Source organism: Roseomonas sp. GC11, assembly GCF_024437745.1.
In the GTDB taxonomy this organism is placed as follows: domain Bacteria; phylum Pseudomonadota; class Alphaproteobacteria; order Acetobacterales; family Acetobacteraceae; genus Pseudoroseomonas.
This window is the reverse complement of the sequence record NZ_JANFNY010000032.1, coordinates 38,277-57,458: the sequence shown is the minus strand read 5'-3', so window position 1 is coordinate 57,458 and position 19,182 is coordinate 38,277. Positions and strand designations below refer to the sequence as shown.

The following is a 19,182-nucleotide window of genomic DNA, read 5'->3' as shown; positions in this document are numbered from 1 at the left end:
GCACCACTCCCCGCCGAACCGGCCGCCGCCGGGGGCGCCGCGCTCCCTCCGCCAGCCCCGCCCGGCAGGCCCATCGAGGGCAGGGACGGCATCCCCGGCGTGGCCGGCGCCGTCCAGCCGCCCGGACCCACCGCCCCCCCGGCGCCGCCGCCATGGCTGCCCCGTGGCATCGCCGGCGACAGCCGCATCCCCTGCCCCTGGGACTGGCCCGGCAGGCGCAGATCCATGGGCGGCGTGCCCTCGCGGCCCGGACTCGGCCGGCGCATATCCATCACCGCGCGGCGCGCGCCCTCGCCGCCGCGCCCGCCATGCGGCGCGCCGCCCTGCAGCGCGGCACCAGGCGGCAGCAGCGCGCGGGTGCCGCCGAACAGCACCTGCCCGGCGCTGATGCTGACATAGCTCTCCACCACCACGCGCTGCACGCGCGGGCCGAAATACTCGGCGGGGTTGGCCTGGAGCGCGTCCGTCTCCACCCGCTCGGGCTGCAGCACATCCCCGGCGAGGCGCCCGGCGATGACCAGCGGAATGCCCGGCTGCACATCCATCGCCAGCGTGCTGCGCACCCGCAGCCCGGCGATGCGCAGGCTGCCATCCGCATGCCGCCGGGCGATGCCGCGCACCAGCAGCCGCCCGGGCTCCGCCGCGTCCAGCCGCGTCGCGCCCACCGTGCCATCCGGGCGGCGCAGGCCGAAGACGGCCACCCACTCGCCCAGGCGCCAGTCCCGCCGGCCGCGCAGGCCCGGCTCGAAGGCCACCTCCTGCCCGGCCACCCGCAGGCCCTGGCCATCAGCGGCGCGCTCCACCGGCCCGACCAGCTCAAAGCGCAGCGCGACGCTGCGCGCCCGCAACGCCTCCTCCGGCCCGCCGGCCTCGATCACCACCACCTGCCCGGCGCGCAGCGGCAGCGGCGCGGGCAGGAAGCCATCCATCTCCGGCGCCTGCCCCGAGTCATAGCCGACCTCCAGCCCGCCCACGCAGATGCTGGCGAAGCCGGTGACGACGCCGATGATGCCCGTGGTGCTGATGCCGGTGCTGTTGATGCCCGTGCCGCCAATGCCGCGGTCACCGCCCTCCTCGCCGCTGATGCCGGTGCCGCCGATGCCACGGTCGGCCAGCCGCGCCGCCGCCTCCGGCGGGCCATCATCGGCGCCGATGCGGCAAAGGGCGGGGCCGCCCGCCGCCGCCGCCGCGGGCGGAGTGGGGGAAGGGGAAGGGGAAGGGGAAGGGGAAGGAGGGGGCGGCGGCGGCGCGCACTGGCTGAGCAGCAGCGCGGCCAGCAGCAGCGCCGGCAGCCGCCGCCCCCGCCCCGCCTCTCCCCGCTGCCCGGCGCCGCCCCCGCCCGATGACCGGCGCGGCCGCTGGCTCATGGCCCGGCCTCCGCCGGCGCCTGCCCGGCCCGCTCATCCTCCGCATAGAGATAGACGCCGAGATTGACCCGCCGCGTCGGCGTGCCGGGCGCCGCCTCGCCCGCCTCCTCCAGCATGGCCAGGGCGGCGCGGTTGATCTCGATCAGCAGGCGCATCGCCGCCTCGCGGCCCATCGCCTCCATCCGCTCGGCCACCGGCAGGGGCAGGCGGTCGTAATGCACCGCGCGTTCCAGGAAGGGCGCGCCCGCCCCGGCCACATTGGCCGCCGCGGCGGCGATGTGGTCATGCAGGTTGCGGGCGAAGTAGTAGAGCTGCTCCTCCGTGCCCGGCCGGGGCAGGAAGGCGGCGCTGTTGAGCGCCACGCGGTCCGCCGCGTCCAGCTCCACAAGGCCCTGTTCCAGCCATTCATCCAGCACGCTGCGCGGGCGGACATCGCTGGTCACGCCGGCCACCAGCGCCTCGAAGGAAGGCTCCCCCGGCGCGGCGGCGCGCGGCAGGGGCAGGGGGGCGCCATCCGGCCCCGTATACTCCGGCAGGCCCAGCCAGCGGGCGATGATCTGGCTGCCCAGCGTCACCACCGGCGGCACCTCCGCCGGGGCATCGCCCAGCTCGCGCAGGCGCCGGATCTCCTTGCGGTGCACCCCCGTCAGCAGGCTCAGCCGGCTGTCGGTGCGCGCGCCCGGCGCGCTCAGCATCTCCGCCGCCAGCTCGACATAGAGGCCACGCGCCAGCTCCGCGAAGAGCGGATAGGTCACGCCGCTGCGGATCAGCAACCGCAGCAGCGGGCGCAGCAGCCGCGCCAGGGGGCGCAGCAGCGAGGCAGCGGGCGGCGGGGGAGGAAGGCGGTCGGGCAAGGCGGTCCTGCGGGGCTTCACACCAGCGATAGCATGGGCCCCGGGGGAAAGCAGCCGGGTTTGATCGGTTGACGTGGGATTTTTTCCCACGCATAAAATCCGCATGCCGACCCCCTCCGGGATTGTCTCCCCCATGCCGCTCCCCCGCCCCGGCCCCGCCGCCGCAGACCTGCCCCGCCGGTCCGCCCACCGCGTGGCCGGGCGCACACCGCCCGCCTGGCCCCCCCGGCCCGCCCCGGCGGAAGAGCAGCTCAGCCTGCGCCAGCTGCGCCACCAGACGGCCAACACCTGGCAGCGCATCCTCTGCGACCTCTGGACCCTGGCCGATGACGCGACCGCCCCCGAGGCGCGCGCCCTGGCCGAGGCGCTGGAACGCCGCATCCAGTCCACCATGGCGATTTCGGACGCCCTCTTCGGCCTGACCCAGAATCCGGGGCGGATGCGCGACCGGCTGGAGCGCCTCGGCCGCCACGTGCTGCGCGCCCTGGCCGCGCCGGGTCAGGAGATCACGCTGGAGGTCGTGGCCGAAGGGGAGGAAAGCTCCCCCGCCCTGCACCTCGCGGCCCTGCGCGTGGCGCAGGAGATGCTGGCCAATGCCATCCGCCACGGGCTGCACGCCCGGCTGCGCGGCCATCTGCGCGTGGAACTCTGTGGCATCAGCGGCGGGCTGCGGCTGCGCGTCCGTGACGATGGCTGGGGCCCGCCGGAGCCGGAGCGCATCGCCGGGCAGCGCGGCGAGGGCATGGCGCTGATGCACGACCTCGCCGCCCTGCACCAGGGGCGCGTCTGGCTGACGCGGGAGGAAGGCTGGACCGTGGCCGGGCTGGACCTGCCGCCGCCCTGACACCCCCCACCACCCGGCCATCCCCGCCCCCCGTGCCTGCGCCTTCCCCCCGGACTGCCCCCCGGCCCCGGACTTCCCCCCGAAAGTGCCTCCCATGACCACCACGGCCCTGCCCAGCGCCTCCCGCCCGGCCACCCCCGCCTCCCGCCCCTTGCGGGCGGTGCTGCTCGGCGCCGCCGCGCGGGGCGCGGCCGGGCTGCACGGCTTCGTCATCCGCCACCCGGCGCTGAAGCGCGGCCTGCGCACGGTGCTGCGCCCGGCCCTGCCCTGGATCAACCGCTTCCTGGTGGCCAACCCGGCCCTGGCGCGGGCGCGGGACCGCCTGACCTATCAGCGCTGGATCGCCCGGTGCGACACGCGCGATGCCGCTGCCCGCGTGGCCCTGCGCGCCCGCGCCGCCGGCTTCCGCTACCGGCCGCTCATCTCCATCGTCATGCCGGCCTATGAGACGCCGCCGCTGCTGCTGCGCCAGGCCATCGCCTCGGTGAAGGGGCAGCTCTACCCGGAATGGGAGCTGTGCGTGGCCGATGACGCCTCCCCCTCCGGCGAGGTGGCGCGCGTGCTGGCCGAGGAGGCGGCGCTGGACCGGCGCATCCGCTGGGTGCGGCGGGAGAGCAACGGGCATATCGCCGCCGCCACCAACAGCGCGCTCGGCCTCGCGCGCGGCGAGTTCATCGCCCTGCTCGACCATGACGACCTGCTGGCCGAGCACGCGCTGCTGGAAATCGTCGCCCGGCTGCAGGAACACCCCGAGGCGGAGCTGCTCTACACCGACGAGGACAAGATCGACGCGCAGGGCCGCCGCCACGCGCCCTATTTCAAGCCGGATTATGACCCGGACCTGCTGCTGGCGCAGAATTACTTCAACCACCTGACGGTCTATCGCCGCAGCCTGCTGGAGCGCCTGGGCGGGCTGCGGGAGGGGCTGGAGGGCAGCCAGGACCATGACCTGGCCCTGCGCGCCACCACCCTGCTGCGGCCGGAGCAGGTGCAGCACGTGCCCGGCATCCTCTACCACTGGCGGCGCGGCGGCGTGGTGGCCAGCTTCTCCGAGACGGCGGCGGCGCGCTGCGAGGCCGCCTCCCGCCGCGCCGTGGCCGAGGCGCTGGCGGCGCGCGGCGAGGCGGGGGAGGTGCTGCCCGCCCCGGCCGCGCCGATGTGGCACCGCATCCGCCGCCCCGTGCCCGAGCCGGCGCCGCTGGTCAGCGTCATCATCCCGACGCGCGACCGCGCCGGGCTGCTGGAACGCTGCCTCGACGGGCTGCTGAACCGCACCGACTGGCCCGCGCTCCAGCTCCTCATCGCCGACAATGGCAGCAGCGAGGCCGCGACCCTCCGCCTCTTCGCGCGGCTGGCGGCGGATCCGCGCGTCACCATCCTGCCCATGCCGGGGCCTTTCAACTACTCCGCCCTGAACAACGAGGCGGCGCGCCATGCCAGGGGCGAGCTGCTGCTGCTGCTGCTCAACAACGATATCGAGGTGCTGCACCGCGGCTGGCTGGCCGAGATGGTGAGCCAGGCGCTGCGGCCGGGGATCGGCGCCGTCGGGGCCCGGCTGCTCTATCCCAATGGGCGGGTGCAGCATGCCGGGGTGGTGCTGGGCACCGGCGGCGTGGCCGGGCATCTCTCCGTGTTCTCGCCCCGGCAGGAGACGGGGTATTGGGGCTCGCTCGCGCTGCTGCGCAGCGTCTCCGCCGTCACCGGCGCCTGCCTGATGCTGCGGCGGGCGCATTTCGAGGCGGTGGGCGGGCTGGAGGCGCGGCACCTGCCGGTGGCCTTCAACGATGTCGATCTCTGCCTGAAGCTGCGGGCGCGGGGGCTGCGCAACATCGTCACCCCCTTCGCCGAGCTGGTGCACCATGAAAGCGTCTCGCGCGGGCGTGACGACACGCGGGCCCGCCGCGCCGCCTTCGCCCGGGAGCACGGGTGGATGCGCCTGCGCTGGAGCGCCGCGCTCCAGGGTGACCCCTATTACAACCCCTGGTTCGACCGGAACGGACTGCACCATGAACTGGCGCTGGCCGGAGAATAGGAAGAATGTTCTTTTTTGAAAAAAAGAACCAAAAAATCTTTTTTCAGTTTGGCGTCCCGCCTTGACGGGAGACGGCGGCAGCCTGAAAAAAAGCTTCTTTTTCTTTAGAAAAAGAAGATGAATCTCTTGCTGTAAAAAGATCCCTCGCTTCCGATTGACATCTCCCGTTGCGAATGGCGACCATTCCACCGGGAGATTTCACCAACGGGAGACGATGATGAGGACACGGGGCTTCAAGGCCACGCTGGCCGCGGCCTGCGCCTTGCTCGGCGCGGCCTTCCTGCCTGCGGCGCAGGCGCAGACGCCGGCCAGCCCGACGCTGGATGCGGTGCGGGCGCGCGGGCAACTGGTCTGCGGCATCCATACCGGCGTGGCGGGCTTCGCGCTGCCGGATTCGCGAGGGGTGTGGCAGGGGCTCGATGTCGAGCTGTGCCGCGGCCTGGCCGCCGCCATTTTCAACGACCCGGCGAAGCTGCGGCTGGTGCCGCTCTCCTCCTCCACGCGCTTCACGGCGCTGGGGTCGGGGGAGATCGACGTGCTGTTCCGCACCTCGACCATGACGATGCTGCGCGACACCACGCTGGGCCTGCGCCACAGCGTGACTTATTTCTATGACGGCCACGGCTTCCTGGTGCGCAGCGACGCGAAGATCCAGCGCGTGGCCGAGCTGCGCGGCTCCACCATCTGCCTGATCCAGGGCACCACCAACGAGCAGGTGACGGCGGATTACTTCCGCAGCATCGGCGCGCCTTTCCAGCCGGTGGTGTTCGAGCGGATCGACCAGGCGGCGGCGGCGCTCCAGGCCGGGCGCTGCGATGCCTTTGGCAGCGATGCCTCGCAGCTGGCCGCGACACGTTCCTCCCTCGCGCACCCGGCGGAGTGGACGGTGCTGCCGGAGCGCTTCTCGAAGGAGCCTTATGGCGCCTATGTGCGGCGTGGCGATGACAATTGGCTGGACATCGTGCGCTGGTACACCACGGCGCTGATCGAGGCGGAGGAGCAGGGCGTGACGCGCGCCAATGCCGAGCAGCAGCGGCAGGGCAGCACCAATGCCAATACGCGCCGCCTGCTGGGCGTGACGCCGGAGCTCGGCCAGTCGCTGAAGCTCGATGCGCTGTGGGCCTACAACGCCATCCGCACCGTCGGCAATTATGGCGAGATCTATGAGCGGACGATGGGGCCGGAGACACCGGTGGGCCTGCCGCGCGGCCCGAACGAACTCTGGAACAAGGGCGGCCTGCTCTACGCACTGCCGATGCGGTGAGGAGGCGCTGAGAGCGTGGCCGCGGGGTCCGGGAGGGCGCGAGCCCTCCCGGTTGCGTTTCAGCGGTTGACCAGCTTGGCCGGCACGCTGAGCACCAGAACAGCGCCGAGCACGAGGAAGCCGGCCAGCACATACATGCCGATGGCGGAGGAGCCCGTCATGTCGCGCAGGGTGCCGATCAGGTAGGGGCTGGCGAAGCCCGCGAGATTGGCGACCGAGTTGATCATGGCGATGCCGGCGGCCGCGGCGCCGCCGCTGAGGAAGGCGGTGGGCAGCGACCAGAAGAGCGGGGCGCAGGCCAGCACGCCGGCGGCGGCGAGCGAGAGGAAGATGATGGCGACGGTGGTGCTGGAGGCGGTGGCCGCCACCACGAAGCCCACGGTGCCGATCATGGCCGGAACCACGAGGTGCCAGCGGCGCTCGCGCCGCGCATCGGCGCTGCGGCTGAAGACGATCATGGCGACGATGGCGCAGATGAAGGGGATGGCGCTGAGCAGGCCGATGTTGAAGTCACCGGTCACGCCCGAGGCCTTCACCAGCGTCGGCAGCCAGAAGGTGAGGCCGTACTGGCCCATGACGAAGCTGAAGTAGATGAGGCACATCAGCCACACGCGCGGCTCGGCCAGGATCTCGCGCAGCGAGTGGCTCTCGCTCTTGCCCTTGGTGTCGGCGGCGATGTTGGCGGCGAGGAGGGTCTTCTCCTCATGGGCCAGCCACTTGGCACCCTTCACGCTGTTGTCGAGATAGGCGAGCACGACGATGCCGAGCACGACGGCGGGGATGGCTTCGAGCAGGAACATCCACTGCCAGCCGGCCCAGCCATTGGTGCCGTTGAAGTTCTGCATGATCCAGCCGGAGAGCGGGTTGCCGAAGATGCCGGCGGCCGGGCTGCCCGCCTGGAAGATGGCGAACATCTTGGCGCGGCGGCTGGAGGGGAACCAGTAGGTCAGGTAGAGGATGACGCCCGGGTAGAAGCCCGCCTCGGCGAGGCCAAGCAGGAAGCGCAGCACGTAGAACTGCCAGGCATTCTCGACGAACATGAAGAGCGCCGAGAGGATGCCCCAGGTGATCATGATGCGGGCCATCCAGACGCGCGCGCCGACGCGGTGCAGGATGATGTTGCTCGGCACCTCGAAGAAGAAGTAGCCGAGGAAGAAGATGCCGGCGCCGAGGCCGAAGACCGTCTCGCTGAAGCCCAGGTCCTGCGACATCTGCAGCTTGGCGAAGCCGACATTGACGCGGTCCAGGTAGGCGATGACGTAGCAGACGATCAGCAGCGGCATGATGCGGAAGGCCACCTTGCGGTAGATGCTGTCTTCCGCGGCGGCCGGCACCGCCGTCGCGGCGGCGTCGGTGGAGAGGCTCATCGTTTCACTCCGTTGGAGGCGGCGCCGAAGCCGCCTCGTTGCGTGGCTGTTTCAGCCGAAGGTGTTCAGCAGGTCGTCGACCTGCGCCGGGCTCAGCGGCCGCGCGGGCTGGCCGCGCAGCATCAGGGCGAGACGGGCGGATTCCTCGAGTTCCTCGGCCGCGTAGACGGCATCGAGCAGGGTCTTGCCGGACACGACGGGGCCGTGGTTGGCCAGCAGCACGGCGCGTGCCTCTCGCGCCGCCTCGTGGATGTCCCGCTCCATCGCCGCGTCGCCGGGGCGGTAGTAGGGGATGACCGGCAGGGTGCGGCCAACCCGCATGACGAAGTAGGGCGTCAGCGGCGGGATGGGCGCGGTTTCGCCCGGCGCGGCGAGGCAGCCGATCGCCGTGGCGTAAGTCGAATGCAGGTGCACGACAGCGCCCGCCTCGGGGCGCGCCGTGAGCACCGCGCGGTGCATGAAGACTTCCTTCGAGGGCTTGTCGCCGCCGACATGGTTCCACGCCGCGTCGAGCTTGCTGATGCGCGCCGCCTGCAGCCGGCCGAGGCAGGAATTGGTCGGCGTCATCAGGTAGCCATCGGGCAGGCGGACGCTGATATTGCCGGCGCTGCCGACGGAATAGCCGCGGGCGAAAAGGCTGGCGCCAAGCTCGACCAGCAGGTCGCGCAGCTCGGACTCGGTCATGGGGGAAGCTCCGGGCAGGGGGCTGCGGGCAGGATCTGGTGGGCGTGCCGCCGGCTCAGCCGGCGAACTCGTCCCTGTACTGGCGCACGACGGAATCGAAGTCGCCATCGCGGGTGAAGCCGAGGGCGAGCGGGCGGCTGACATCGAAATCGCCCGGCCAGGAGCAGACGATGCGGGCGATGCGCTCCTCATGCTCATGGCTGACGAGGGCACGCGCCGCGGCGCCGCCGACGCGCTCCAGGCTGGCCAGCATGTCGGCGACGGTGACGCTGATGCCGGGCAGGTTCAGCGTGCGGCGGCCTTCGAGCCGGGCGCCATCGACGGCGATGGCGTGCAGCAGGTTATCGATCACCGCGTTGGGGGAGGAGAGCCACATGCGGGTCTCCTGCGGCACCGGGCAGTTGGCGGGCTGGCCGCCGAGCGGCTCGCGGATGATGCCGCTGGCGAAGGAGGAGGCGGCGGCGTTCGGCTTGCCGGGGCGCACCACGATGGTGGGCAGGCGGCAGACGCGGCCATCGACGAAGCCCTTGCGTGCATAGTCGTTGACCAGCAGCTCGCCGATCGCCTTCTGCGCGCCATAGGAGGATTGCGGCAGCAGCGCGAGATCCTCCGGCACCACCGCCGGCATCGGGCCGCCGAAGACCGCCAGGGAGCTGGCGAAGACGAAGCGCGGCGCCGCGCCCGTGGCGCGCGCGGCGTCCAGCAGGGCGCGCGTGCCGTCGAGGTTGACGCGCATGCCCACCTCGAACTCGGCCTCGGCCTGGCCGCTGACGACGGCTGCGAGGTGGTAGATGGCGGCGGTGTCCGCCGTCACCACCCGCGCCAGCAGGGCGGGATCGGCGATGTCGCCCACGACGGAGGAGACGCGCGCATCCTGCACCGGGCAAGGGGCGAGATCGACCGAGACGATGGCGTCGAAGGCGGGCAGGCCGGGGATGGAGGCGCCGCGCGCCAGCAGGGCGCGGATCAGGCGGCTGCCCAGGAAGCCGGCGCCGCCGGTGACGATGATCTTCATGCGGTTTCCTCCTCGGAGCCGGCCTCGGGCTGCGCGATGTGCAGCGCGATACCCCGGCGGAGGATGGCGTCGCGCACATCCTCCGGCAGGCCGGCATCGGTGACGATGGCGGACAGGGATTCGAGCGGCACCGTGTTGAAGGCGCCGATCTTGCCGTATTTGCTGCTGTCGGTGACGAGCACGCTGCGCGCCGCGCTCTGCGCGACGGCCTGCTTCACCGCCACCTTGTTCTCCGACGGCGTCGAGATTCCGCGCAGACCGAAGGAGGAGGTGGAGATGAAGGCGATATCGAAATTGAAGCGCCGGATGGCCTGCGCCGCGGGCTCGCCGACGCAGGAGCGGTTCTCGCGCTCCACCTGCCCGCCGGTGTGGAAGAGCCGGCAATGCGCCTCACGCGAGAGGAAGGCGGCGATGACGAAGTCGTTGGTGACGACGGTGATGTCATCACGCCCGGCGAGGCAGTGGGCGATTTCGAGGGTGGTGGTGCCGGCATCGAGATAGATGACCTCGCCCGGCCCCACCATGGCGGCGGCGATGCGCCCGATGGCCACCTTCTCCGCATGGGAGAGGGTGGCCTTGGTGCGGTGGGAGGGCTCGCTGCCGATCTTCTCCGGCAGGCGCACCCCGCCGGCGACGGAGCTGACGCGGCCCTCGCGCTCCAGCTGCTGCAGGTCGCGCCGCACCGTCATATGCGAAACGCCGAGCATCTCTTTCAGCGCCATGATGCTCATCACGCCGCGCTCGGCGAGGCGCGCGAGGATCAGGGCATGACGCTCGGCGGGGATCATGGCGAGGCTCAGCGGGCCTTGTAGGGGGCGAACCAGCCGAGGCCCGCCTCGGTCTCGCCGCGCGGATTGTATTCGCAGCCGATCCAGCCCTGGTAGCCGGCGCGGTCGAGCACGGCGTAGAGGTGCGGGTAGTTCAGCTCGCCCTCATCCGGCTCGTGCCGGTCGGGGACGGAGGCGATCTGCACATGGGCGAACTTGCCGCTCATCTTCTCGATGAGCTTGCTGAGGTCGCCATCCATGATCTGCGCGTGATAGAGGTCGAGCTGCACCGCGACATTCGGGCGGCCGACGCGTTCGACCAGCGCCACGGCCTCCAGCTGGTGGGCGATGAAATAGCCCGGCATGTTGCGGCTGTTGATCGGCTCCACCAGCACGGTGATGCCGTGCGGCGCGAGGAAATCCGCCGCGTAGCGGAAATTCTCGACGAAGCTGGCCTCGCAGGCGGCGCGGTCCAGCCCGGTGGTGATGCCGGACATGGCGTGCAGCGTCGTGCAGCCCAGCGCCTGGGCATAGCGCAGGGCGATGGCGAGGTTGTCGCGGAACTCCTGCTCGCGCCCGGGGATGGCGGCCATGCCGCGCTCGCCCGCCGCCCAGTCGCCCGGCGGCATGTTGAAGAGGGCCTGGGTCAGGCCGTTGCTCTTCAGCTTCTCGGCCACGACCTCGGGCGGATGATCATACGGGAAAAGAAATTCCACGGCCCCGAAGCCCGCCGCCGCGGCGCGCGCGAAGCGGTCGAGGAAGGGGACCTCGGTGAACATCATCGAGAGGTTGGCGGCGAAACGCGGCATGGTGTCTCCTCCAGCTTTCCTGTGGGGCCGGCTCAGCCGGCCATCTCCTGCGCCTCGAAGAAGAAGCGCTCGGCACCGAAATTGCCCGATTTCAGGGCCAGGGACACCGGCATTTCCACCGCGCGCACCCAGGGCACGCCCGGCGCGATCTGCGGCCCGATATGGAAGCCGCGAATGCCGAGGGACTGGGTGACGACGCCGGAAGTCTCGCCGCCGGCGACGATGAACTGGTCGAAGCCGCGCTGGCGCAGCAGCTTCGCCACTTCGCCGAAGACATGCTCGACCGCCGTGCTGGCTTCCGCCGCGCCGAAGCGCTCCTGGATTTTTTTCAGTTGCGCCGGGTCGGTGGTGGCGAAGACGAGGGGCGCCAGGGCGGACTCCTCCTGCGCCTCGACCCAGGCGGCGAGTTCCTGTGCATAGCCGGGTTCGGCGATGCAGCGCTCCACCTCGACCAGCAGCGAGGGCGCAGCGGCGCGATAGGCGGCGACCTGTGCATTCGTCATCTGCGAGCAGGAGCCGGAGATCACCACGGCGCGGCCCTTGGGCGGGCGGCCGGCGGCGGCGGCGGCACCGGCCTCGCCATGCAGCGAGGTCCAGGCGCGCGCCATGCCATCGGCGAGGCCCGAGCCGCCGGTGACCAGCGGCATGTCGGCCACGGCCTGGCCCATCACCTCCAGGTGGCGGTCGTTCAGCGCGTCGAGCACGGCGTAGCGCACGCCCTGCGCCTTCAGCGCGGCGAGGGCGGCGCGCACGGCCTCGACGCCCTGGTCCAGCACCTGGGCGGGCACATTGCCGGCCTTGCCCTGGGCCTGGGCTTCCATCAGGCGCATGATGCTGCTGTCCGTCATCGGCGTGACGGGGTGGTGGCGCATGCCGGATTCGTCGAGCGGCACGCCATTCACGAAGAGGTGCCCGCAATAGATGGTGCGGCCATTCACCGGCAGCACCGGGCAGATCACCGTGAAATCCTGCCCGAGGGCAGCGAGCAGCGCATCCGTCACCGGGCCGATATTGCCGCGCGGCGTGCTGTCGAAGGTCGAGCAGTACTTGAAGAAGAACTGCTGGCACTGGCGCGCGCGCAGCCAGTCCAGCGCGGCGAGGCTCTGGCGCACCGCCTCGGCCGGGTCGCAGGAGCGCGTCTTCAGGCTGATGACGACGGCATCCGCCTCGACCTGCAGGGCGGCGTCCGGCACGTCGTTGAGCTGGATGGTGCGCAGCCCGTTGGCGACAAGGAAGCCGGCGATGTCGGTGGCGCCGGTGAAATCGTCGGCGATGACGCCGAGGCGGAAGCCCTGCGCGGCCATCACTGGCCCTCCTCGTCGCCGGGGAGGCGGATGCCGGCGAAGCTCTTGATCACCGCCGCGTCGTCGAGCTTGCCATAGCCGGCATTGCTGGCATTGGCGAACATGCTGTAGGCCGTGGTGGCCAGCGGCAGCGGGAAGTTGAGCGAGAGGCCCGTCTCCGTCACCAGGCGCAGGTCCTTGACGAAGATGTCCACCGCCGAGCGCGGCGTGTAGTCGCCATCGACCACATGCTTCATGCGGTTCTCGAACATCCAGCTGTTGCCGGCGGCGTTGGTGACGACGTCATACATCAGGTCGAGCGGGATGCTGGCGCGGGCGGCCAGCGCCATCGCCTCCGCGCCCGCCGCGATATGCACGCCGGCGAGAAGCTGGTGGATGATCTTCACCGTGGCGCCGAGGCCAGCCGTCTCACCGATCTCGTAGACCTTGCCGGCCACGGCATCGAGCACGGGGCGCAGGCGGTCGAAGGCGGCGCGCGGGCCGGCGGCCATCACCGTCATCTGCCCGGCGGCGGCCTTGGCGGCGCCGCCGGAGACGGGAGCGTCGAGCATCAGCAGGCCGCGTTCTGACAGGCCCTTCTCGATCTCCTTCGCGTCGGCGACAGCGATGGTGGAGGAGACCATGACGCCCGTGCCGGGGCGCAGCTTCGCGGCCAGCCCATTCTCGCCGAACAGCACGGCGCGGCACTGCGCGGCGTTGACGAGCAGCAGCAGCACGGCATCGAGCCTGTCGGCGAAGGCGCCGGCATCGGTGCCGACCTCGACCGCGCCGGCCTCGCGCAGCGCGTCGCGCGCCGCCGGGTTGAGGTCCACGCCATAGGTCTGCAGCCCGGCCGCGATGCAGGAGCGGGCCGCGCCCATCCCCATCGAGCCAAGGCCGATGACACAAACATGGAAGCCGTTGGAAGACGCCATGGGCCCCGCCGTGATGTTAAGATCTGTGCCGGAAGCGGCTATGGCGCGCTTTTACGCCCCGGCAGGGCGGGGGAAAAGGGTCAGCCTTCACATTTTTTCACATGAACGCGTGAAGCCATGATGCTGCGCCGCAGCAAGAATGTCTTTGGGTCGAGAGAGAGAATTTTTTATTCCATCATTGCTGTTGTAAATTTCTGAAATTTTTAATTGATTTATTAATCAAAAATTCAGATTTATAATTATTTAAAATATAAATTTCGAATAAATTTTCTCAACAGAAAAAATAACCGGCGGAATTCCGCCTGCCGAGAACCCTCCTTGCGGCCCGCGCGCCCCATCTGCTATTGCAGATGACCATGGCCACGCTCCTCGCCCCACCCGCGCTGCCGCCTCTGCCGGAGGATGCCCGCCCCCTGGCGGAGCGGGTGCATGTGGTGCTGCGGGAGGCCATCGCCACCGGGCTCCTGCCGCCGGGCTACCGCCTCTCGGAGCGCGGGCTGGCCGGGGCTCTCGGCGTCTCCGCCCAGCCGGTGCGGGAGGCGATGCGGCGGCTGGAAGCCGAGGGCCTCGTGGAAACCCGCCCGCGCAGCGGCTCCGCCGTCACGCCCCAGCCGCGCGCGCGGCTGGCCGAGATGGGCCGCATCCGCGCGGCGCTGGAGGGGGTGGCCGCGGGCTTCGCCGCGCGCCACGCCACGCCGGAGGATCTGCGCGTCCTGCGCGAGCGCCTGGCCGCCATGCGCGCCGCGACCGAGGCCGGCGACGCCGCCGCGCTGCGCCTCGCCAACGAGGCCTTCCACACCGCGCTGCTCGCCATCAGCGACAATGACGTGCTGGCGCGCGGGCTGCAGGCGCTGCGCGCCTATGACCATATCGGGCGCGCCCGCGTCCTGGCCGCCGATGATGGCCAGCCGCGCCTCGCCCTCGCCGAACATGCCGCCATCCTGGACGCCGTCGCTGCCGGGGATGAGGTCGTGGCGGAGGAGCGGATGCGCGCCCATGCCCTGCGCTCCCTCGCCGTCGCCTTCCCCGAGGCGGCGCCCGCCCGCGCGCGGCGCTGAGTTTCGCCAGCAGCCGCCGGGGGAGGCCCAAAGGTAGGCCCCTGGGCCGCTGGCCATCTTGACCAAGGCGGGCATCAAGCCCGCCGGGAGGATAACGATGACAAGGATGTTCCGCCGCGCCCTGCTGGCCGCGGGGGCGCTGCTGCCGCTCGCCGCCCCCCTCGCCTTCGCCCCCGCCGCCCAGGCCCAGGGGCAGAGGGCCTATCCGTCGCAGCCGATCCGCGTGATCGTCCCCTTCTCCGCCGGCACCTCGGACACGGTGGCCCGGCTGGTCGGGCAGCAGATGAGCCAGACGCTGGGCCAGCCGCTGGTGATCGAGAGCCGCCCCGGCGCCGGCGGCAATATCGGCAGCGAGGCCTGCGCCCGCGCCACGCCGGATGGCTATACCATCTGCCTCGGCACCATCAGCAGCCATGCGATCAACCCGGCGATCTTCGCCCGCATGCCCTATGACAATCTGCGCGATTTCGCGCCGATCACACAGCTCGCGGCGCAGCCCAACGCGCTGGCCGTCGCCAACGACATGCCCGCGCGCAATGTGGCGGAGCTGATCGGGCTGCTGAAGGAACGGCCGGGGCACTACAATTTCGGCTCCTCCGGCGTCGGCACCTCGGTGCATCTGGCCGGCTCGCTGTTCACGCAGCGCACCGGCACGGCGATGGAGCATGTGCCCTATCGCGGCAGCGGCCAGATCATGACGGCGCTGCTGGGCGGCGAATTGTCCATCGCCTTTGACAATTTCTCCTCCGTCTGGCCCTTTGCCAAGGATGGCAAGCTGCGCATCCTCGGCGTCACCTCGCTGACGCGCAGCCCGGCGGCGCCGGATGTGCCGACCATCGCGGAGACGGTGCCAGGCTTCGAGAGCCTGTCCTGGCACGGGCTTTTCGCCCCCGCCGCGACGCCGCCGGAAATCGTGGCACGGCTGAACCGCGAGGCCGTGGCGGCGCTGCGCAGCCCCGCCGTGGCGCAGCGCTTCCAGGAACTCGGCATCACCCCGGTGGGCAACACCTCCGAGGAATTCCGCGCCTTCGTCGCCAGCGAGACGCAGCGCTGGGGCGAGGTGGCACGCCGGGCCAATATCCGCCTGGATTGAGGGGGCTTTGCCCCCTCAAACTCCCCCAGCAGGGGACAGGGTCCCCTGCACCCGCCTTCAGATGGGTTTCCAAAGGCCTCAGGCCTTTGGTGGGGAGAGTTTGAGAGGGGCGAAGCCCCTCTCAAGACCCCCTCAGAGCGTCATCAGCGCGGCATTGCCGCCGGCGGCGGCGGTGTTGATGCTGAGGCTGCGCTCGCGCAGCAGCATTTCCACCGGATAGACCCCGCCGCGCGCGGTCAGCACCGGGCGGATCATGCCGTCCTGCGCGGCGACGGCCTGTTGCAGCGCCAGCAGCGCGGCTTCCCCGCCAGAGAACAGCACCGCATCGCAAGGCGCCCCCGGCGCGGCGAGGCCGGCGGTGACAGAGGCGGGCAGGTCCGGCGGCAGCGGCGCCAGGGCCGCCGGGTCCGGCACGGCCTGGTTGCCGGTGGAGAGGCAGGCGGCCAGTTGCAGCAGCAGCGCCTCCCGGCTGTCGGCATGGCAGAGCAGCCGCCCGCGCGGCTCCAGCCGGTAGAGGTTGCGCTCCCCCACCGGGCCGGGCAGTTCGATCTCCAGCCCGGCCCGCGCGGCCTCCGCCTGCCGGGCGCAGGCCTCGGCCAGGGCGGTCTCGCCCCGCGCGCGCAGCCAGCCGAGCAGCGCCGTGGCGGCGGGCGGCAGGGGAGCAGGCGGCAAGGCGGGGGCGGCGGGGGCCTCGGCCAGCAGGCGGCGCAGGTAGAGCGGCCCGCCCGCCTTCGGCCCCGTGCCGGAAAGGCCGTGCCCGCCAAAGGGCTGCACCCCCACCACCGCGCCGATCATGTTGCGGTTGACATAGAGATTGCCCGCGCCCGAGGCGGCGCAGAGCCGGCCGATGGTCGCCTCCAGCCGCGAATGCACGCCGAAGGTCAGGCCATAGCCCGTGGCGTTGATGGCGCGCATCAGGGCGGGCATCGCCTCGCGCCGGAAGCGCAGCACATGCAGCACGGGGCCGAAGACCTCGCCGGGCAGGGCGGCGATGTCGTCGATCTCCACCAGGGTGGGGGCGACGAAATGCCCGCCCGGCAGGTCCGCCGGCAGCGGCGCGGCATGGATGGCGCAGCCGCGCGCCCGCATCGCCGCGATATGGGCCAGGATGCCCTCCCGCGCCGGGGCGGAGATGACGGGGCCGATATCGGTGGAGAGCAAAGCCGGGTCGCCCACGGACAGTTCGGCCATGGCACCCTTCAGCATGGCCAGGATGCGCTCCGCCCCTTCCTCCTGCAGGCAGAGGATGCGCAGGGCGGAACAGCGCTGCCCCGCGCTGTCGAAGGCGGAGGCGAGGACATCGGCCACCACCTGCTCCGGCAGGGCGGAACTGTCCACCACCAGGGCGTTCTGCCCGCCCGTCTCGGCCACCAGCGGCACGGGGTGGCCACGGCTCCCGCGGCGCCCGGCGAGCTGGCGCTGGATCAGCCGCGCCACCTCGGTGGAGCCGGTGAACATCACCCCCTCCACCCGCGCATCGGCGACCAGCGCGGCGCCCACCGCGCCATCGCCGGGCAGGAGTTGCAGCACCGCCTCCGGCACCCCGGCCTCATGCAGCAGGCGGGTGGCGAGGCTGGCGGTCAGCGGGGTTTCCTCGGCGGGCTTGGCCAGCACGGTGTTGCCCGCCGCCAGCGCCGCCGCCACATGGCCCGTGAAGATGGCCAGCGGGAAGTTCCAGGGCGAGATGCAGGCGATGGGGCCGAGCGGGCGCGTGCCCGCCAGCCCGCGCGCCTGCACGGCGTAGTAGCGCAGGAAGTCCACCGCCTCCCGCACCTCGCCCACGGCATTGGGCAGGGTCTTGCCGGCCTCGCGCAGGATGGGGCCGAGCAGGGCGGGCAGGCGCGCCTCCATCAGCGCGGCGGCGCGCTCCAGCAGATCAGCGCGGGCGGCGGGCGGGGTCGCGGCCCAGCCGGGGGCGGCGGCGGCGGCGCGGGCCAGGGCGGCCTGCACCACCTCCGGCGTGGCCTCCACCACATCACCGACAAAATCCTCCGGCACCGCCGGGTTGGGCAGCGGGCGGGCGGTGCCGCCGCCCTCATGCGGCAGGGGCGTGGCATGCAGCGGCCCGGCATTCTCGCGCAGCGTGGCGGCGAGGCTGGCGAGGCTGTCCTCATCGGCGAGGTCAAGGCCGGCGGAGTTCAGGCGCTCCGCGCCGGCGGCGTTCAGGCGCTCCGCGCCGAACAGGGCGCGCGGCGCGGCGATGCGCGGATGCGGCAGTCCATGCGGATGCAGCGCGCGGGCCTCGGCCACCGGGTCGGCCACCAGGGCCTCCACCGGCACCGCCGGGTCGTGGATGCGGTTGACGAAGGAGGAATTCGCCCCGTTCTCCAGCAGGCGCCGCACCAGATAGGCCAGCAGCGTCTCATGCGTGCCGACGGGGGCGTAGATGCGGCAGGGCCGGTCCAGCTTCTCCGGCCCGACCACCTCGGAATACAGGCTCTCGCCCATGCCGTGCAGGCATTGGAACTCGTACTGGCCCGGGGTGTAGCCCTCCGGCCCGGCAAGCTCGTGGATGGCGGCCAGGGTGCGGGCATTGTGCGTGGCGAATTGCGGGAAGACGGCATCGGGCGCCGCCAGCAGCCGCCGGGCACAGGCGAGGTAGGAGACATCCGTGTGGATCTTGCGGGTGAAGACCGGGAAATCGGCCTGCCCGTCGGCCTGGGCGCGCTTGATCTCGCTGTCCCAGTAGGCGCCCTTGACCAGCCGCACCATCATGCGCCGCCCCGTGCGCCGGGCGAGGTCGATGACGTAATCCACCACATAAGGCGCGCGGCGCTGATAGGCCTGGATGACGAAGCCCACGCCATTCCACCCGGCGAGGCCAGGTGCGTGGCAGAGTCCTTCCAGCAGGTCGAGGGAGAGTTCGAGCCGGTCGGTTTCCTCGGCGTCGATGTTGAGGCCGATCTCATAGCGCCGCGCCAGGGTGGCAAGGTGGATGAGGCGCGGCAGCAGCTCGGCCATCACCCGCCCGCGCTGGGCCCGGCTGTAGCGCGGATGCAGGGCGGAGAGCTTCACCGAGATGCCCGGCCCGGCCAGGATGCCGCGCCCCGCCGCCGCCTGCCCGATGGCGTGGATGGCGGCCTCGTAATCGGCGAGGTAGCGGGCGGCATCCTGCGCCGTGGCGGCGGCCTCGCCCAGCATGTCGTAGGAATAGCGGAAGCCGCGCGCCTCCAGCGGCCGGGCGCGCGCCAGCGCCTCGCCGATGGTCTGGCCGGTGACGAACTGCTCCCCCATGCGGCGCATGGCGAAGGCCATGCCGGCGCGGATGGCGGGCTCCCCGGCGCGGGCGAGCAGGCGGGTCAGCGCGGCGCCCAGCCCCGCCTCCTCCTGGGCGGAGAGCAGCCGCCCCGTCAGCAGCAGCCCCCAGCCCGCCGCATGGACGAAGAGCGGCGCCCCGCCCCCCCGCGCCGCGTGCCAGGCGCCGCCGCCGATCTTGTCGCGGATCAGCGCATCCCGCGTGGCGGTGTCGGGGATGCGCAGCAGCGCCTCGGCCAGGCACATCAGCGCCACGCCCTCCTGGCTGGAGAGCGGGAATTCCTGCACCAGCCGCTCCATGCCGCCGCCCTGGCCCGGCCCCGCGGCGCGCAGCGCGGTGACGAGGCGGCGCGCCAGGGCGGTGGCCGCCTCCTCCCGCGCCGGGTCGAGCGCGGCGGCGGCCAGCAGGGGCGGCAGGCATTCCGTCTCCGCCCGGCGGGTGGCGGCGGTGATGGCGGCGCGCAGCGGCGGCTGCGGGTGGTTCACCGCGCGGGCGAAGGCGCCGAAGGGATGGGCGGGGGAGAGGAACGTCATGGCGATGTCCTGGCGGGCAGC

Annotated in this window: 15 protein-coding genes; 5 read left to right on the top strand and 10 right to left on the bottom strand. The window is 71.9% G+C overall.

The window, feature by feature from the left end; translation table 11 throughout:
- The coding region (locus tag NON00_RS12000; RefSeq protein ID WP_256021154.1) for a hypothetical protein at positions 1 to 1,367 on the bottom strand (1,367 nt) is incomplete at its 3' end.
- Positions 1,364 to 2,221, bottom strand: coding sequence for a DUF6502 family protein (locus tag NON00_RS11995; RefSeq protein ID WP_256021145.1), 858 nt, complete (start codon positions 2,219 to 2,221; stop codon positions 1,364 to 1,366). The genes NON00_RS11995 and NON00_RS12000, both read right to left, overlap by 4 nt.
- Positions 2,222 to 2,324: 103 nt before the next feature.
- On the opposite strand from NON00_RS11995, the gene NON00_RS11990 reads away from it, so the two are divergent.
- From NON00_RS11990 to NON00_RS11980, 3 genes are all read left to right on the top strand, one after another.
- Positions 2,325 to 3,065 (top strand): ATP-binding protein, encoded by a 741-nt coding sequence (locus NON00_RS11990; protein ID WP_256021142.1) that lies wholly within the window; start codon positions 2,325 to 2,327, stop codon positions 3,063 to 3,065.
- 94 nt (positions 3,066 to 3,159) lie between these two features.
- Positions 3,160 to 5,097: a glycosyltransferase gene (locus NON00_RS11985; protein ID WP_256021140.1), complete on the top strand. Its 1,938-nt coding sequence runs from the start codon at positions 3,160 to 3,162 to the stop codon at positions 5,095 to 5,097.
- Between the two features lie 214 nt (positions 5,098 to 5,311).
- On the top strand, positions 5,312 to 6,361 hold the full coding sequence (locus NON00_RS11980; protein WP_370688707.1) for an amino acid ABC transporter substrate-binding protein: 1,050 nt from the start codon (positions 5,312 to 5,314) through the stop codon (positions 6,359 to 6,361).
- A 59-nt stretch (positions 6,362 to 6,420) separates the two neighbouring features.
- Here NON00_RS11980 and NON00_RS11975 read toward each other — a convergent pair whose 3' ends face one another.
- From NON00_RS11975 to ltnD, 7 genes are read right to left on the bottom strand one after another with little or no spacing between them, the layout of a single operon-like run.
- Positions 6,421 to 7,728: an MFS transporter gene (locus tag NON00_RS11975; protein WP_256021138.1), complete on the bottom strand. Its 1,308-nt coding sequence runs from the start codon at positions 7,726 to 7,728 to the stop codon at positions 6,421 to 6,423.
- Positions 7,729 to 7,779: 51 nt separating this feature from the next.
- Complete coding sequence (locus tag NON00_RS11970; protein ID WP_256021136.1) at positions 7,780 to 8,412, bottom strand: aldolase; 633 nt, start codon at positions 8,410 to 8,412, stop codon at positions 7,780 to 7,782.
- 55 nt (positions 8,413 to 8,467) lie between these two features.
- Positions 8,468 to 9,427 carry a D-erythronate dehydrogenase gene (gene denD / locus NON00_RS11965; RefSeq protein ID WP_256021134.1) on the bottom strand — a complete coding sequence of 320 codons (960 nt, stop codon included), beginning with the start codon at positions 9,425 to 9,427 and terminating at the stop codon, positions 8,468 to 8,470.
- Positions 9,424 to 10,215, bottom strand: coding sequence for a DeoR/GlpR family DNA-binding transcription regulator (locus NON00_RS11960; RefSeq protein WP_256021131.1), 792 nt, complete (start codon positions 10,213 to 10,215; stop codon positions 9,424 to 9,426). Before NON00_RS11960 ends, denD begins: the two co-directional genes overlap by 4 nt.
- A gap of 8 nt (positions 10,216 to 10,223) precedes the next feature.
- Positions 10,224 to 11,003, bottom strand: a complete 780-nt coding sequence (gene otnI, locus NON00_RS11955; protein WP_256021129.1) for a 2-oxo-tetronate isomerase — start codon at positions 11,001 to 11,003, stop codon at positions 10,224 to 10,226.
- 32 nt (positions 11,004 to 11,035) lie between these two features.
- Positions 11,036 to 12,307, bottom strand: coding sequence for a 3-oxo-tetronate kinase (gene otnK, locus NON00_RS11950; RefSeq protein WP_256021126.1), 1,272 nt, complete (start codon positions 12,305 to 12,307; stop codon positions 11,036 to 11,038).
- A complete protein-coding gene (gene ltnD, locus NON00_RS11945) occupies positions 12,307 to 13,221 on the bottom strand; it encodes an L-threonate dehydrogenase (RefSeq protein ID WP_256021124.1) in 915 nt (304 codons plus the stop codon). The genes otnK and ltnD overlap by 1 nt, the downstream gene beginning before the upstream one ends.
- A gap of 356 nt (positions 13,222 to 13,577) precedes the next feature.
- Between ltnD and NON00_RS11940 the strand changes: the two genes are divergently transcribed.
- Together NON00_RS11940 and NON00_RS11935 are read left to right on the top strand one after the other, a co-directional pair.
- Complete coding sequence (locus NON00_RS11940; protein ID WP_256021121.1) at positions 13,578 to 14,279, top strand: GntR family transcriptional regulator; 702 nt, start codon at positions 13,578 to 13,580, stop codon at positions 14,277 to 14,279.
- Positions 14,280 to 14,376: 97 nt separating this feature from the next.
- Entirely contained in the window at positions 14,377 to 15,372 is a 996-nt protein-coding gene (locus tag NON00_RS11935; RefSeq protein ID WP_256021119.1) for a tripartite tricarboxylate transporter substrate binding protein, read from the top strand.
- Between the two features lie 132 nt (positions 15,373 to 15,504).
- Here the strand turns inward: NON00_RS11935 and putA are convergent, their stop codons facing one another.
- Positions 15,505 to 19,161 carry a trifunctional transcriptional regulator/proline dehydrogenase/L-glutamate gamma-semialdehyde dehydrogenase gene (gene putA, locus NON00_RS11930; RefSeq protein WP_256021116.1) on the bottom strand — a complete coding sequence of 1,219 codons (3,657 nt, stop codon included), beginning with the start codon at positions 19,159 to 19,161 and terminating at the stop codon, positions 15,505 to 15,507.
- Positions 19,162 to 19,182: the final 21 nt, after the last annotated feature.

Coding starts and splice junctions, on each gene's coding strand:
- NON00_RS11990 (WP_256021142.1), top strand. CDS start 2,325: ATGCCGACCCCCTCCGGGATTGTCTCCCCCATGCCGCTCCCCCGCCCC.
- NON00_RS11985 (WP_256021140.1), top strand. CDS start 3,160: ATGACCACCACGGCCCTGCCCAGCGCCTCCCGCCCGGCCACCCCCGCC.
- NON00_RS11980 (WP_370688707.1), top strand. CDS start 5,312: ATGATGAGGACACGGGGCTTCAAGGCCACGCTGGCCGCGGCCTGCGCC.
- NON00_RS11975 (WP_256021138.1), bottom strand. CDS start 7,728: ATGAGCCTCTCCACCGACGCCGCCGCGACGGCGGTGCCGGCCGCCGCG.
- NON00_RS11970 (WP_256021136.1), bottom strand. CDS start 8,412: ATGACCGAGTCCGAGCTGCGCGACCTGCTGGTCGAGCTTGGCGCCAGC.
- denD (WP_256021134.1), bottom strand. CDS start 9,427: ATGAAGATCATCGTCACCGGCGGCGCCGGCTTCCTGGGCAGCCGCCTG.
- NON00_RS11960 (WP_256021131.1), bottom strand. CDS start 10,215: ATGATCCCCGCCGAGCGTCATGCCCTGATCCTCGCGCGCCTCGCCGAG.
- otnI (WP_256021129.1), bottom strand. CDS start 11,003: ATGCCGCGTTTCGCCGCCAACCTCTCGATGATGTTCACCGAGGTCCCC.
- otnK (WP_256021126.1), bottom strand. CDS start 12,307: ATGGCCGCGCAGGGCTTCCGCCTCGGCGTCATCGCCGACGATTTCACC.
- ltnD (WP_256021124.1), bottom strand. CDS start 13,221: ATGGCGTCTTCCAACGGCTTCCATGTTTGTGTCATCGGCCTTGGCTCG.
- NON00_RS11940 (WP_256021121.1), top strand. CDS start 13,578: ATGGCCACGCTCCTCGCCCCACCCGCGCTGCCGCCTCTGCCGGAGGAT.
- NON00_RS11935 (WP_256021119.1), top strand. CDS start 14,377: ATGACAAGGATGTTCCGCCGCGCCCTGCTGGCCGCGGGGGCGCTGCTG.
- putA (WP_256021116.1), bottom strand. CDS start 19,161: ATGACGTTCCTCTCCCCCGCCCATCCCTTCGGCGCCTTCGCCCGCGCG.